Raw genomic sequence first — 14,953 nt, forward strand, 5'->3', positions numbered from 1 at the left:
TCTCAACAACCATTCACTTTAATAATGTGTACTGAGGCCAACATGCTACATACACCTGGAGCTCATCGGAAAGAACAAGGTGCCACGTTAATTGTGGCACTGATCTTTCTCCTGATTTTAACTGTTGCAGGCATCACAGCAGTAAGGCTCTCAACTTCAAGCGAGCGCATGGCCAGCAATAGCCAGTTTAGGGGCATGTCTTTTCAGCTCGCACAGAGCGAACTAAATGCTCAGCAATTAGTTATGGATGGCAACATAGCTAACAGAGAACCGCTTCAGCTGTCGATGAGCAGGCCAAACCAACCAATACCCCGATTCCCAGATCGCCGCCAGGCGCTAGCACTATTGCCACAAATTAGCGCAACGGGACTTACGCAAGTGAGCACAGTCAATTCGCTCGGTATTGTCGACTGCATGATTTTTGGCGAAGGAACTTCCGCCGGTAGCTTTACCTGCAATCAATTCGAGCTAAACACCCGCTCTACATTAGCAAGCGGGGCATACTCAGAACAAGTTGGTGGACTTGTCATGTCCACACCCAAATAATCACGGAGCTATAACCCATGACAAATACATTAAAACTTTTTATTTCATTATTCATAATGATTAGCGTACACCCCAGCGCACCTGCTAGTCAGCAAGAAGAAAAGTACATCGAATTTGCTAACATCATACTTAATATTGAACCCACAGCAGGAACAGATCGCGCGCACGGATACGCCCTCGCAACCGCATGCAGCACCTGCCAAGCAGTACGCATTGAGATTGATCAAACGACCGAGCTTCGCCTCAATGGCGACCTAGTAAGCACGCAAGATCTCGGCTTCAAAATTGACTGGCAGGGTGCAGTATTTTTCATGCCAGGCAAACCACCCGTTGCAACCAGACTAATGCTGCAGTGAATTGAGGCACAGCCATGATAAACAAAACTAACACCTCAACCAGCGTATTCGCATTCACCTACCTCTTTCTATCTCTGCAAAGTGGACTCACGTTTGCCGATGACACAGAAATCTATCTGACCCGCGACTTACCTGCGGATCAGCGCGTTCGCCCTAACATCATGTTTGTTATTGACACATCAGGATCGATGTTAAACGGCGTTCCTGGTACAAATTGTAAAGCACTGGTTGTACCCGCCTCATATGGAGAGACTCCTCGAAACTGGTGCACGCGCACCACAAAAAACCTCTCTAGGAACAAAGGCGCACTCACCCGTATGGAGGTTGTAAAACAGGTCGTTAGCCAACTTGTCGATGAGCTAGCTGTTTCGAACGACGCCAATATCGGCCTTGCCCGTTTTGACTCAAATAGCAATGGCGGCTTCATCAATGTGCCAGTCAGTAGAGCGGGTACTGCCGCCAATGCATTCAAAACACAGTTAAGTCGCTATTACGCCAGCGGCGCCACCCCGCTACTGGAAAGCTATCATGAAGCAGCGTTGTATCTTCGCGGGGAAACGCCACGCTATGGCAACAGCTCACGCGGGGCTATAGAAGACACAACAGGCGCCATAACGCTTGACCCGTGGAGAAGTGACAGCGCTGCATACACAGGCAGCAGTTATAAATCACCAATTGAAAACTCCTGTCAAAAATCCAACATCATCGTACTGACTGACGGCCTTCCCAATAGAGATGTAGGCAGCAACTCTACAATCCAAACTTTGGTTTCAGGAAAGAACACTCAATATACATCGTGCAATAGAAACTATCCCACTGATGGTGTCGCCGCTGATGGCTGCTGGATGCCCGGCTTGTCTGAATACCTTGCCAACCAAGACAACTCACCAGCCGCTGGCAAACAAACCATCAACACGTACACTGTTGGCTTCGGAAACATTGGTAACTCACAATTACTACAAGATACAGCCGACTATGGTGGCGGTAAGTTTTTTACCACAGGGGATACATCGGGCTTAGTCTCAGCACTAAAATCTATTGTCGTAGATATTCTTGCAGAGAACACATCCTTCACTACGCCAACAGTGTCTGTAAGCGCTTACAGCAACTTTGGCTATCGCAATGATCTGTACTATGCACTTTTCCGCCCTGCTGAAGGCGCTCGCTGGGTAGGTAATGTTAAAAAATATAAAGCCACAACCGACGCATCCACAGGAAATCTTATTGTCACCGACGCCAACGGAAACAATGCCGTAGACTCGGAAACAGGTTTCTTCAAAGATACCGCGCAAAGTTTTTGGAGCCCTTCAGCCGACGGCAGAAACGCCGAAAGCGGAGGCGCGGCAAGCAAACTAACAAACCCAGACACACGCAAAATATTTACTTACACCGGCACAACACCACTCGCAGGGCCAACCCCGCCCACCCCGATCAATCTCACCTTATCAACTAATGCGCTTAGCGCTGCCAATGTCTCAAAAACATTGCTGGGCGATGCGACGATGTCTGACAACTACAGAAACAAACTTATCAGCTGGGCTCGTGGTAGCGACCCAAGTATTGCTGGCGCGCCCCCGAGACTACAAGTAGCCGACGTACTGCATAACGCCCCCAAAGTTGTGGCATATGTAAGCGACGAAGACCTGACCCGCGTTGGAGCAGGAGTTAGCAAAGATAAGCTAGCACTTTTCTACGGCACCAACGAAGGCCACATAGCAGCCATTGACCCAGAAAGCGGCAACGAACTTTTCGTTTATATACCAAAAGAACTGTTACCCAATCTAAAAGCCTATTACGACAACCCTAAAGGTAGCGCTAGCAAGAGATATGGTATTGATGGACAATTTGATTTAAAAGTCACCTATGGCACTACCAACACTACCACCAAGCTCCGCCCTGTTACGCAAGTATTTCTCTATGCAGGCATGGGCCGTGGTGGCCGTAATTATTATGCCTTAGACGTTAGTCCTGGCGCGTCTGGCAATCCAACGACAATAGACCCTAAACTTAAATGGGCAATTATAGGTGGCACTACAGGAACCGCTTACCAACGGCTTGGTCAAACATGGTCGACTCCAAAAGTTAGCAAGGTTTTATGGAATGGCTCACCGCGTGACGTACTTATCTTCACTGGCGGCTATGACGTTAACCAGGATGACGACACTCCGAACACACCGAGCAACGACAGCTACGGTAATGCAATATATGTGGCAGACGCCAATACAGGCGAAAGACTCTGGATGGCTGGCCCTACGCCAGTACCGGGCGAAACCGTACCTGCGAACTTGCAGCTCAGCACCATGACTAACAGCATACCCGCAGATCCTACTCTGGTTGATATAACCGGCGACGGTGTTATTGATACTGTTTTTGCCGCTGATACTCGCGGACAAATATTCCGTTTTGATCTAAACCCTCTTAGCACAAACGCAGATGATTTTGCGACTGGCGGGAGAGTTGCCCAATTCGGAGGAGTAACCGCCCAAGACAACCGTCGTTTTTATAACTCACCAGATGTTGCCCTCATCAAAGAGCGTGGAGCACAGCCGTACTACACTATATCCATCGGTACCGGCTATCGTGGGCACCCACTAAACGAAGACACTATTGATCGGTTTTATGTAATACGTGACAAAGACGTATACACAAGACCAACAACCTACACTACCGTTACTGAGGCCGACATGGTTGATGTGAGCAGCATCGATACCAGCGGCGCCACAGCAACTACCACGCAAAACTCTATCAACACCAAGCGAGCGCAAATATCGTCACTGACAGCAGCAGAGACAGCTGCACGCGACGCCTTATTAAACTACCAAGCATCTGTAGGCTACACTACAAAACAAGAAAATTTATTAGAGACCAACAATGAAATAAATAGCAAACAAACCTCTATCGACAACATTATTAGCAACGACCCTTTTATTGTTGAGCATGCAGCAGAAATGGACGCTCGCACTCAGCTCAACAATCTAATCGTTCAAACGCTCGATGGACTTATATCATTAAAAACACTTACAGCTGTTACAGCTTCGAATGCCGATGACTTTTTACAAGAGCAACTTAGCAATAGCAATAGCAGCGACTGGGGACAATTCCAGCTCAACCTGCAAGTGCTTAACACAATACCTGACGCACCTTATCAAAGCGTTTTACTCGCAGAACAGGCACTCACCACAGCAAGAGCTAACGGCACAACAGATACCACAGCACTGGAAGCCGACCTGGCGAGCAGTACAGCAGCGTATGAAGCCTCAAGCTCATTTGTACAACGCCAACAACTTATTGAGAATAAAAGCTCACTAGACAGCAAACTAAACGAAATGCTTATACTGCAAAACAGCATATTCCAGACACTACTTAATAATGATGCTGCAAACGTAACCAGTGAAAAGACCGCGCTAAACGTACTCAAGACCGATATAAGAAACTTAACTTCTCAGCTTAACCAAAACGCGGTAGATACTGGAACAAATGCGGAACTTTTGTCTGTAGAAGCCGGCACACGAAAAAGTCTCACTGACAGTCTCGCTGTAAGCGCACCGTTAGTAAGCGAGGTCGGACGCCTGAATGCACTTCAAGCAGAAATCCTCGCTTTAAGCGGCGCAGCCTCAGGATTACTGGCGGACCTTACAGCCATCAGCGACATAGCCTATGATGGCACTACACCGCCCCTAGACGCCGCTCAGATAGCAGAAGCAACCGCTGCTGATACTACACCACCGCTCAGCGCATTCGACGTCTACAATTTCTTAATTGAGCAACGTCGGCAAGAGGCAGTAAGTAAAATCCCAACATTGCGTAGCGAAATAAATGCACTTTATGCGCAGTTGAGCCCTGGCGACACCTATACCCCTGACTTAGTTGCACTCAATAACAGTAAAGGTTGGTTTATCCGCTTCCCTCTTGGCGAAAAAGTACTCTCAAGCTCTATTAGCTTCCGCGGGTCTCTTTTCTTTTCGACATTCCGCCCAAGCGGCCAACAAGTAACCACCTGCGGTCCTGACGTAGGCCAAGGCCGCTTTTATGCACTAAGCCTGGCTGACGCCACCTCCATTTTCACTGAGACAATTAATGATGTTACTAATGACAAGCGCAGTTTCGACCTAGTGCATGGCGGTATACCACCAAAACCCGCCGTAGTACTGCGTGAAGACGGGAGGCCTGGACTACTTTGCGGGGCAGAGCAATGTGATAGCTCTGGAGGAGGCAATGCTCCTGCCCTCACTATCGCCTGCAAAAAGAACAAGCTTTTTTGTGATCCCAAAGCAGGCGGTTTGAAATCCACATACTGGAGAGAGAATTAATGCCACGCCAGAAAGGCTTTACCCTTATTGAACTGATGATCGTGGTAGCAATCATCGCGGTACTGGCGGCAATTGCGATCCCGAATTACAGAGCGTACATGTTAAAAAGTGGTAGAAGTGAGGGCCAAGCAAAGCTGTTAGAAGCGATGCAAATGCAAGAGCGTTTTTACTCACAAAACCAGACCTATACAGCGAACCTTGGTGTCGGAGGCCTTGCCTATACAGGAGTCGCATTAAATGCTGCAGCCCCATCGGAGGATGGGCGCTACTTGGTAACAGCCGGCATTTGTGCTGCCGGAATACCTATTGCAAACTGCGTATTGCTGACTGCTACACCACAGGGCTCCCAGGCTGCCGACACTGTTTGTGGCAGGCTCACTCTAAATAGTCGCGGAGTTAAAGGGATTTTAGGCGGCACAGGGGCGGCAGCTACCTGTTGGTAAGTAAAAGAAGGCCAGCTAATGCTGGCCTTTTCATTTTTGATGGAAGGCGGACTATTGCCTTGCAATTACCCGTAGCTCTTTGGGCATCGAGAACGTCACATTCTCCGGCCGCCCCAGCAGCTCTTGTGCGCCTGTTGCACCCCATTCGCTTAGCTGCTGAATGACCCCCTGCACTAGCACCTCAGGTGCCGATGCACCCGCCGTGATGCCAATACCCGCCACGCCCGCAAACCATTCCTGCTTTAGATCCTCTGCCCCATCGACGAGATAGGCAGGCGTGCCCATGCGTTCGGCCAGTTCGCGCAAGCGGTTGGAGTTGGAACTGTTGGGGCTGCCGACAACCAGTAGCACGTCGCATTCGGCGGCGAGTTGTTTGACCGCGTCCTGGCGGTTCTGGGTGGCGTAGCAAATGTCGTCCTTGCGCGGGCCGCCGATGGCGGGGAATTTGCTGCGCAGGGCGTCGATGACTTTACTGGTGTCGTCCATCGACAGGGTGGTCTGGGTAACGAAAGCCAGCGCTTCTGGATTGCGCACCTGCAGTTCGGCGACGTCAGTTTCATCCTCTACCAAGTAGATGGTGCCGCCGTTACTCGCGTCGTATTGGCCCATGGTGCCTTCGACTTCGGGGTGGCCTTCGTGGCCGATCAGGATGCATTCGCGACCTTCGCGGCTGTAGCGCACCACCTCCATATGCACCTTGGTCACCAGCGGGCAGGTGGCGTCGAAAATCTTCAGGCCACGACGTTCGGCCTCGCTGCGCACAGCCTGGGAGACGCCGTGGGCGCTGAAGATGACAATGACGTCGTCAGGAATCTGGTCCAGTTCTTCGACAAATACGGCGCCGCGCGCGCGCAAGTCTTCAACCACAAACTTGTTGTGCACCACTTCATGTCGCACATAGATGGGTGGGCCGAAAACTTCCAGGGCACGATTGACGATCTCGATGGCGCGGTCGACACCGGCGCAGAAGCCGCGGGGATTGGCGAGTTTGATATACATGGTGGTTGTCTCGGTATGCACCGTGATGGGTATGGCCTGCACGGAATGAAGCTCAAGTGATCAGGGATATTCCTGGCGGGAATGCAGGACGCTCACCACTTCTACGCAGTCGGCTGCCACTCGGTAGACAGAACAGAGTTGGGATGGGCGACCAGTTCCCGGGTGCCGGGAACCCGTCCGGAACGATACAAGTATGGGTGTTCGGCCAGCGGCAGAACGGCCGACTCCAAGCGGTCCTTGAGCAGCCTGGCGGTCTGGAGGTCTGGAGGTCTTCGTCAGCGATGTAGCGGATGATTTTCGCCAGGTCGGCTCTGGCACTGCCGCGCCAGACGATCGGCAGCATCAGCTGCGGCCCCGCTGACGGGCCTCGGCCTCGGCAATGATGGCCTCCATTTCAGCCATCACTTGGTCATGTGGAACGCCAGGGCGCGAATCGTCCAGGGACTCCTGCACCTTGCGGCGGAACCAACGATCGTAGCTGTCCGCCTGCTCCTGTGTCTCGAACTCGGACACGATGGGGGAAAGTTGCGCGCTCATGCTGGGCGGCCTCCGTGTTAGGCAGTCAGTCTATACCGTATCAAGTGTTTTCACCTCGATGATTTCCACCTCAAAGCTCAGCGCCTTGCCGGCCAGAGGGTGGTTGAAGTCGATGGTCACCTGGCTGTCATCAAAGGCTTTGACCACGCCTGGCAGCTCGGCATTGGCGGCATCATTGAAAATCACCAACAGACCTTCCGACAGCTCCATATCCTGAAACTGACTGCCCGGCATGACCTGGATATTCTGTGGATTGCCCTGACCAAAGCCCTGCTCTGGGCTGATCGACAGGCTACGCTTGTCGCCCGCTTTGAGCCCGTAGATGGCCTGCTCAAAACCAGGCAGCAGGTTGCCATCGCCCACCTTGAAGGTGGCGGGCTTCTTGTCGAAGGTGCTGTCGACCACATCGCCGTTTTCCAGCTTGAGGGCGAAATGCAGGGTGACTTCCTTGTTCGGGCCGATACGTACGTCAGTCATGAGCTTTTTCTCCAGACTTCTCGCTTTTGAACATATCCAGTGCCAGCAGAATCGCGCCGCCGGTGATCGCCATGTCGGCGACATTGAACGCAGGGAAATACCAACGGTGCTGCCAGTGCAGCAGAATAAAGTCGACCACGTGGCCGAATACCACGCGGTCCACCAGGTTGCCTAGCGCGCCGCCCAGAACCAGCGCCAGAGCCAGGGCCAGCCAGCTCTCGCCGGGTTTCAGACGCTTGAGCCAGACCACCAGCACCGCGCTGACCACCACCGCAATCGCGGCGAAAAACCAGCGTTGCCAACCGGCCGCATCGGCAAGGAAGCTAAAGGCTGCGCCGGTGTTATAAGCCAGAGTCCAGCTGAAGTAATCGGGAATGATCACGATCTGCTGGTACATGCTCAGGGCATTGTCGAAATAGAACTTGCTGGCCTGATCGATCACGAACACAACGAGGCTCAGCCAGAGCCAGGGCAGCTTGCCGAAGCGGGAGGTCATAGGCGACCCCCGAACTCGTAGGATGCGTGATAACCCATCAAATGCGCAGACTGCAGCGATGGGTTGTCACCCATCCTACCTTCTGGCGCTATTCCGAGAATCGCCGGGACGCCGGACCGCAGCAAGCTGGCTCCTACGCAAAAGCGGCCCTCACCCCCGGCTCCTCTCCCGGGGGGAGAGGGAGCAAAGCGGTGCGCAGTGGCTTAGGCATAATGACGAACCTCGCCCGCGCCTTCGATATTGTCCACGCAGCGACCGCAGATTTCTGGATGCGCCGGGTTCACCCCGACATCCTCACGGTGATGCCAGCAACGGCCGCATTTGGCGTGGCCGGACTTGACGATTTTCAGCTTCAGGCCTGGCACTTCGGTTTCCACGGCATCGGCCGGGGCAGCGGCCAAGGGAGCCAGCGCTGCGGTGGAGGTGATCAGCACGAAACGCAGTTCATTGCTGAGTTTGCTCAGGTCGGAAATCAGGCTGTCTTCGGCATACAGGGTGACTTCCGCCTGCAGGTTGCCGCCAATGGCCTTGGCCGCGCGCAGCCCTTCCATTTCCTTGTTGACCGCGACCTTGACCGCCATGACCCGCTCCCAGAACTCGCGGCTCAGCTCGAAATCCTGGGGCAGTTCGCTCAGGCCCTGATACCAGCCATTGAGCATCACCGACTCGTTGCGCTCGCCCGGCAGGTACTGCCACAGCTCGTCTGCGGTAAAGGACAGCACCGGGGCGACCCAGCGCACCAGGGCTTCGGCGATATGGAACAACGCGCTCTGGCAGGAACGTCGCGCCACGCTGTCGGCGGCAGTGGTGTACTGGCGGTCCTTGATGATGTCGAGGTAGAAGCCGCCCAGCTCCTGCACGCAGAAGTTGTGCACCTTCTGGTAGACGTTCCAGAAGCGGTAGCTGTCGTAGGCCTCCTCGATTTCGCGTTGCAGCAGCAGCGCGCGATCCACCGCCCAGCGATCCAGCGCCAGCATCTCGTCGACCGGTAGCAGATGCTGCGCCGGGTCGAAACCGCTGAGGTTGGAGAGCAGGAAGCGCGCGGTGTTGCGAATGCGCCGGTAAGAGTCGGCGCTGCGCTGGAGAATCACCTTGGATACGGCCATCTCGCCGGAGTAGTCGGTGGACGACACCCACAGGCGCAGGATATCGGCACCCAGGCTGTCGTTCACTTCCTGCGGCGCGACCACATTGCCCAGGGACTTGGACATCTTGCGGCCGTTCTCATCGACCACGAAACCATGGGTCAGCAGCTCTTTGTACGGCGCGTGGCCGTCGATGGCTGCGCCGGTAAGCAAGGATGAATGGAACCAGCCACGGTGCTGGTCGGAGCCTTCCAGGTACAGATCGGCGCGCGGACCGCTGGCATGACCCAGGTTGTGCGAGCCGCGCAGCACGTGCCAATGCGTAGTGCCGGAGTCAAACCAGACGTCCAGGGTGTCGCTGATCTTGTCGTAGTGGGCGGCTTCATCACCGAGCAGTTCAGCGGCGTCCAGCTTGAACCAGGCCTCGATGCCCTCTTGCTCGACACGCTTGGCAACGATTTCCATCAGCTCGGCGCTGCGCGGGTGCAGTTCGCCCGTGGCTTTGTGCAGGAAGAACGGGATCGGCACGCCCCAGTTACGCTGGCGCGAGATGCACCAGTCCGGACGGCCGGCGATCATGCTGTGCAGGCGCGCCTGGCCCCAGGCGGGAACGAATGCGGTCTGCTCGATAGCGGCCAGCGCGCGCTCACGCAGGGTGTCGCCTTCGTTAGGCTGCTTATCCATGCCGACGAACCACTGCGCGGTGGCGCGGTAGATCAGCGGGGTCTTGTGCCGCCAGCAGTGCATATAGCTGTGCTGGATGGCTTCGTGCTTGAGCAGCGCGCCGACTTCTTCCAGCTTGGCAACGATGGCCGGGTTGGCCTTCCAGATAAACTGGCCGCCAAAGAACGGCAGGTCACTGACGTATACGCCGTTGCTCTGCACGGGGCTGAGGATGTCGTCATTGCTCATGCCGTAGCCTTTGCAGGAACGGAAGTCGTCCTCGCCGTAGGCCGGGGCGGAGTGAACGATACCGGTACCGGCGCCCAGCTCGACATACTCGGCCAGATAGACCGGAGCAAAACGCTTATAGAACGGGTGGCGGAAGCGGATCAGCTCCAGCGCCGCACCTGGCGCGGTGGCGATCACTTCGCCCTGCAGGCCATAACGGGCCAGGCAACTTTCGACCAGCTCCTCGGCCAGCAGCAGGAGCTTGTCGCCGGTATCGACCAGGGCGTAGTTGAATTCGGGATGAACATTCAGCGCCTGGTTAGCCGGGATGGTCCAGGGCGTGGTGGTCCAGATCACGATTGAAGCAGGCTTCGGCAAGCTGGCCAGACCGAAGGCGGCGGCCAGTTTGTCGGCATCTTCGACCACGAAAGCCACGTCGATGGCGTCGGACTTTTTGTCCTGATACTCGACCTCGGCCTCAGCCAACGCCGAGCCGCAATCGAAGCACCAGTTGACCGGCTTCAGGCCTTTGAACACGAAGCCCTGCTTGACCATCTCAGCCAATGCGCGGATTTCACCCGCCTCGTTGGCAAAATCCATGGTCTTGTATGGGCTGTCCCAGTCGCCGAGCACGCCGAGGCGGATAAAGTCGGCCTTCTGCCCTTCGATCTGCTCACCGGCATAGGTGCGGCAGCGCTCGCGGGTCAGGTCGGCAGGCTGATTCTTGCCGAAGGTGGTTTCCACCTTGTGCTCGATCGGCAGGCCGTGGCAGTCCCAGCCCGGCACATAGGGGGCGTCGAAGCCGGCCAGGGTCTTGGAGCGGGTGATGATGTCCTTGAGGATCTTGTTGACCGCATGACCGATATGAATGCTGCCGTTGGCATAGGGCGGGCCGTCGTGCAGGACGAACTTGGGCCGGCCTTCGCCTTGCGCGCGCAGCTTCTGATACAGGCCAATCTCGTTCCAGCGCTGCAGAATCTGCGGCTCGCGCTGCGGCAGGCCGGCCTTCATCGGAAACTGGGTATCAGGCAGATTTAGCGTGGCTTTGTAATCGGTCATTTCAGGCTCTTCGTAAGCGATTGGCACCGAGCAGTTGATGCTGGGTGCTTAAACGCGCCAATGGGCACGGGCGGCAGCAATATCGGCAGCAATTGCCGTCTTCAATGCCTCAAGGGAGGCGAAACGCTGCTCATCACGCAGCTTGTGGTGGAAAGCCACCGTCAAACGCCGGCCATATAAATCACCGGCAAAATCCAGCACATGCACTTCCAGGTGGGCACTGCCGTCACCTGCAACACTAGGGCGCACGCCGATATTGGCGACGCCGGGCCAGCTCGTTCCATCGATTTCGGTGCTGACCAGATACACGCCCTTGAGCGGCACCCGCTTGCGCTTAAGTTGCACATTGGCGGTCGGGGCATTCAGCTGACGGCCCAGCTTCTGCCCGTGCAGCACCCGTCCAGCGATCTGGAAGGGACGGCCGAGCAGGTGCTGCGCCAGGGCAAAATCACCTGCATCGAGGGCTTCACGCACCCGCGTACTGCTGACGCGAATGCCATCCAGCTCAACCGTGCTGGCGGCCTCAACGCTAAAGCCTTCGCGCTCACCGGCCTCGGCCAGAAAGGCGAAATCGCCGGCGCGATCACAGCCGAAACGGAAGTCATCACCTACCTCAAGATGGCGTGTATCCAGGCCATCGATCAGCACTTTCTGCACAAACTCGGCGGCGGACAGCTCGCGCAAACGCCGGTTGAAGCTCAGGCATAGCACCAGGTCGACGCCTTCGGCAGCGAGCAAGGCGAGCTTGTCGCGTAAGCGGGTCAAGCGCGCCGGGGCGGTATCCGGGCCAAAGAATTCGCGCGGTTGCGGCTCGAAAATCAGCACGCAGCTGGGCACGCCAAGCTCGGCGGAACGCTCACGCAAACGCGCCAAGATGGCCTGATGACCACGATGGACGCCGTCAAAATTACCGATAGTGGCGACACAGCCCCGATGCTGGGGCCGCAGATTGTGTAGGCCTCGAACCAGCTGCATAACGCGCTTCTTGCTCATAAAGTGGCCGATTATACGCACACCGGGCAGCGGACAACAGGCGGCAAATCAGCGGCTTTTAGACGGAGCTGCGCCGCGCAAAGTCCCGCAAGCGAAAGCCCAGCAACGCCAACACGCCTAAATAGGCCAGCATGCCCACACCCACCAGCCCACCCAGGCGTAACAAACGCCAAAGCATGGTGCCGTCCGCCCAGGCCGGCAGCTGCTGCATGCTGAGCAGCAGCACAGCCGCCATCGCCAGCAACGCCAGCAACAGCTTACCGAGGAACAACGCCCAGCCCGGCTGCGGCTGGAACATGTCGCGCTTGCGCAACTGCCAATACAGCAGCCCCGCATTCAGACAGGCGGCCAGGCCGATGGCCAGCGCCAGGCCGGCGTGGGCCAGGGGAATCACAAAGATAAACAACACATTCATCACCTGGGTCGCCAGTAGCGTGACCAGGCCGATACGCACCGGGGTCTTGATGTTTTGCTGGGCATAGAACGCGGGCGCGAGGATTTTCACCAGAATAATACCGACCAAGCCCAGCGAATAAGCGATCAAGGCGCGCTGGGTCATCAAGGTATCGGCTGCGGTGAATTTGCCGTACTGAAACAGCGAGGCGATCAGCGGCTCGGAAATAATCGCCAGGGCCACCGCACTGGGCAGCGCCAGCACCAGACACAGGCGCAAGCCCCAATCGAGCAGCTTGGAATAGTCCTCGCGGCTAGCGCCGGCATGGGTTTTCGACAAGGCCGGCAACAGAATGGTGCCCAGCGCCACGCCCAGCACACCGGCGGGCAATTCCATCAGACGGTCGGCGTAGTACATCCAGGACACTGAGCCTGCGACCAGAAAGGAGGCGAAGATGGTGTTGATGATCAGCGAAATCTGGCTGACCGACACGCCAAAAATCGCCGGCCCCATCTGCCTGACCACGCGCCACACGCCGGTGTCCTTGAGGTTCAGGCGCGGCAGCACGAGCATGCCGATCTTGTGCAGGTGAGGCAGCTGGAACAGTAGCTGCGCCAGGCCACCGACCAATACCGCCCAACCCAGGGCCATGATCGGCGGATCGAAATAGGGCGTTAGAAACAGGGCAAAGACGATCATGCTGACGTTAAGCAGCGTCGGCACAAAGGCCGGCACCGAGAAGCGGTTCCAGGTATTGAGCACCGCCCCGGCCAGCGAGGACAGGGAAATCAGCAGGATATAAGGAAAGGTGACCCGTAACAGATCAGTGGTCAGCTCAAAGCGTTCCGCATCATCGGCAAAACCTGGCGCGGAGGCCCAAACGATCCATGGCGCCGCAAGAATGCCGATAAAAGTCACCAGCGCCAGCACTAGAGTCAACAGCCCCGTCACGTACGCCAGGAAGGTACGCGTAGCCTCATCGCCCTGCTGGGTCTTGTACTCGGCCAGAATCGGTACGAATGCCTGGGAAAATGCGCCCTCGGCGAAAATACGACGCAACAGATTGGGCAGCTTGAACGCCACCACAAAAGCGTCCGAGGCCACGCCAGCGCCGAAGGTGCGAGCAATGATGGTGTCACGGACAAAGCCCAATACACGCGAAAGCATGGTCATGGAGCTGACAGCGGCCAACGACTTGAGCAAATTCATGTAATATCCCGGCTCCGCAAACAAGCACTGGCGCGCAAAGGCGACGAGTGTAGCGATCTGCCGCTGGTCAGGCCAGCACAGGGAAAAGCCAACAGGCTTGACAGCACTCCCTCATATCGGCATGATTCGCGGCCTTATTTGTTTGTAACCCCCAGAATTTTTTCGAGGAGCTTGACGGTGGCCAATACACCTTCTGCCAAAAAACGCGCAAAACAGGCTGAGAAGCGTCGTAGCCATAACGCCAGCCAGCGCTCGATGGTCCGTACCTACATCAAGAACGTCGTCAAGGCTATCGAAGCCAAAGACGTAGCTCTTGCTACTACTGCTTACACCCTGGCTGTGCCGGTAATCGACCGTATGGCCGACAAAGGCATCATCCACAAGAACAAAGCCGCTCGTCATAAGAGCCGCCTGAATGGTCATATTAAGGCCCTGGGCGAAGCTGCAGCTGCCTAAGCTGTTAGCGACACGCTGATTGTTCTTAAAAACCGGCTTAATCGCCGGTTTTTTATTGCCCAAAAAATGGCAAGCCACAAAAAAGCCCGAATCGCTTCGGGCTTTTTTTGCTCAGGGCTTTTGCGGCCACGGCAGAATCGGGATGGCCGTTACCGCATTCTGCGGACTGCCCTCGATTACCCGGTCGCTGTAGACCAGATAAACCAGGGTATTGCGCTTCTGATCGAAGAACCGCACCACCTGCATGGTCTTGAACACCAACGAAGTGCGCTCGCGAAAGACCTCTTCGCCTTCTTTGAGCCTCTCCAGAAAGCTGATCGGCCCAACCTGACGACAGGCAAGCGACGCTTCGGCGCGATCCTCGGCCAAGCCCAAACCACCCTTAACGCCACCAGTCTTGGCGCGCGACAGGTAACAGGTCACCCCCTCGACCTTAGGATCATCAAAGGCCTCGACAACGATCTTGTCGTTCGGCCCCATGATCTTGAAAACCGTCGATACTTCGCCAATCTGCTCGGCCGCCACCAAACCAGGCAGCAACACCAGCGCACCCAGCAATCCCTTTACCACTCGCATCAGCCTTCCCTCCAAAACCCATTCAAAGTCTCGCGAGCTAGAGCCATGCAAGGCAAAAACAGGCGAGGACGCGGAGTGTACTGCTGTACATGAGCATTCCGAGCCTGTTTTTAGCGTGAAAGAATC

The 14,953-nt window shown here is 55.8% G+C and carries 13 protein-coding genes and 1 pseudogene; 5 read left to right on the forward strand and 9 right to left on the reverse strand.

Features of this window, described 5'->3' with window-relative positions; all coding sequences use genetic code 11:
- Positions 1 to 42: 42 nt before the first annotated feature.
- The 4 genes from AC0T4W_RS17680 to AC0T4W_RS17695 are packed head-to-tail and all read left to right on the forward strand — an operon-like array spanning position 43 to position 5,655.
- On the forward strand, positions 43 to 546 hold the full coding sequence (locus tag AC0T4W_RS17680; protein ID WP_476321185.1) for a pilus assembly PilX family protein: 504 nt from the start codon (positions 43 to 45) through the stop codon (positions 544 to 546).
- A 17-nt stretch (positions 547 to 563) separates the two neighbouring features.
- Entirely contained in the window at positions 564 to 902 is a 339-nt protein-coding gene (locus AC0T4W_RS17685) for a hypothetical protein (RefSeq protein ID WP_476321187.1), read from the forward strand.
- Positions 903 to 916: 14 nt separating this feature from the next.
- Positions 917 to 5,212, forward strand: a complete 4,296-nt coding sequence (locus AC0T4W_RS17690) for a pilus assembly protein (RefSeq protein WP_476321189.1) — start codon at positions 917 to 919, stop codon at positions 5,210 to 5,212.
- On the forward strand, positions 5,212 to 5,655 hold the full coding sequence (locus AC0T4W_RS17695) for a type IV pilin protein (RefSeq protein WP_476321191.1): 444 nt from the start codon (positions 5,212 to 5,214) through the stop codon (positions 5,653 to 5,655). The genes AC0T4W_RS17690 and AC0T4W_RS17695 overlap by 1 nt, the downstream gene beginning before the upstream one ends.
- Before the next feature lie 51 nt (positions 5,656 to 5,706).
- Here the strand turns inward: AC0T4W_RS17695 and ispH are convergent, their stop codons facing one another.
- The 8 genes and pseudogenes from ispH to murJ all read right to left on the reverse strand — a co-directional run bounded on the left by ispH (position 5,707) and on the right by murJ (position 13,795).
- Positions 5,707 to 6,654, reverse strand: a complete 948-nt coding sequence (ispH, locus tag AC0T4W_RS17700; protein ID WP_476321193.1) for a 4-hydroxy-3-methylbut-2-enyl diphosphate reductase — start codon at positions 6,652 to 6,654, stop codon at positions 5,707 to 5,709.
- A 60-nt stretch (positions 6,655 to 6,714) separates the two neighbouring features.
- A pseudogene (locus tag AC0T4W_RS17705) lies at positions 6,715 to 6,997 on the reverse strand (type II toxin-antitoxin system RelE/ParE family toxin).
- Positions 6,997 to 7,191: a type II toxin-antitoxin system RelB family antitoxin gene (relB, locus tag AC0T4W_RS17710; protein ID WP_476321195.1), complete on the reverse strand. Its 195-nt coding sequence runs from the start codon at positions 7,189 to 7,191 to the stop codon at positions 6,997 to 6,999. Before relB ends, AC0T4W_RS17705 begins: the two are co-directional and overlap by 1 nt.
- A gap of 30 nt (positions 7,192 to 7,221) precedes the next feature.
- Positions 7,222 to 7,668, reverse strand: a complete 447-nt coding sequence (locus AC0T4W_RS17715) for an FKBP-type peptidyl-prolyl cis-trans isomerase (protein WP_476321197.1) — start codon at positions 7,666 to 7,668, stop codon at positions 7,222 to 7,224.
- Positions 7,661 to 8,164: a signal peptidase II gene (gene lspA, locus AC0T4W_RS17720; RefSeq protein WP_476321199.1), complete on the reverse strand. Its 504-nt coding sequence runs from the start codon at positions 8,162 to 8,164 to the stop codon at positions 7,661 to 7,663. Before lspA ends, AC0T4W_RS17715 begins: the two co-directional genes overlap by 8 nt.
- A gap of 203 nt (positions 8,165 to 8,367) precedes the next feature.
- On the reverse strand, positions 8,368 to 11,199 hold the full coding sequence (gene ileS, locus AC0T4W_RS17725; protein WP_476321201.1) for an isoleucine--tRNA ligase: 2,832 nt from the start codon (positions 11,197 to 11,199) through the stop codon (positions 8,368 to 8,370).
- 48 nt (positions 11,200 to 11,247) lie between these two features.
- Positions 11,248 to 12,174 (reverse strand): bifunctional riboflavin kinase/FAD synthetase, encoded by a 927-nt coding sequence (ribF, locus tag AC0T4W_RS17730; RefSeq protein ID WP_476321203.1) that lies wholly within the window; start codon positions 12,172 to 12,174, stop codon positions 11,248 to 11,250.
- A 76-nt stretch (positions 12,175 to 12,250) separates the two neighbouring features.
- On the reverse strand, positions 12,251 to 13,795 hold the full coding sequence (gene murJ / locus AC0T4W_RS17735) for a murein biosynthesis integral membrane protein MurJ (RefSeq protein ID WP_476321205.1): 1,545 nt from the start codon (positions 13,793 to 13,795) through the stop codon (positions 12,251 to 12,253).
- A gap of 177 nt (positions 13,796 to 13,972) precedes the next feature.
- Between murJ and rpsT the strand changes: the two genes are divergently transcribed.
- A complete protein-coding gene (rpsT, locus tag AC0T4W_RS17740) occupies positions 13,973 to 14,251 on the forward strand; it encodes a 30S ribosomal protein S20 (protein ID WP_136663161.1) in 279 nt (92 codons plus the stop codon).
- Positions 14,252 to 14,362: 111 nt separating this feature from the next.
- On the opposite strand, the gene AC0T4W_RS17745 is transcribed toward rpsT, so the two are convergent.
- Positions 14,363 to 14,827 carry a CreA family protein gene (locus tag AC0T4W_RS17745; protein ID WP_476321208.1) on the reverse strand — a complete coding sequence of 155 codons (465 nt, stop codon included), beginning with the start codon at positions 14,825 to 14,827 and terminating at the stop codon, positions 14,363 to 14,365.
- Positions 14,828 to 14,953 lie beyond the last annotated feature (126 nt).

The organism is Pseudomonas sp. C7.1 (genome assembly GCF_056312395.1).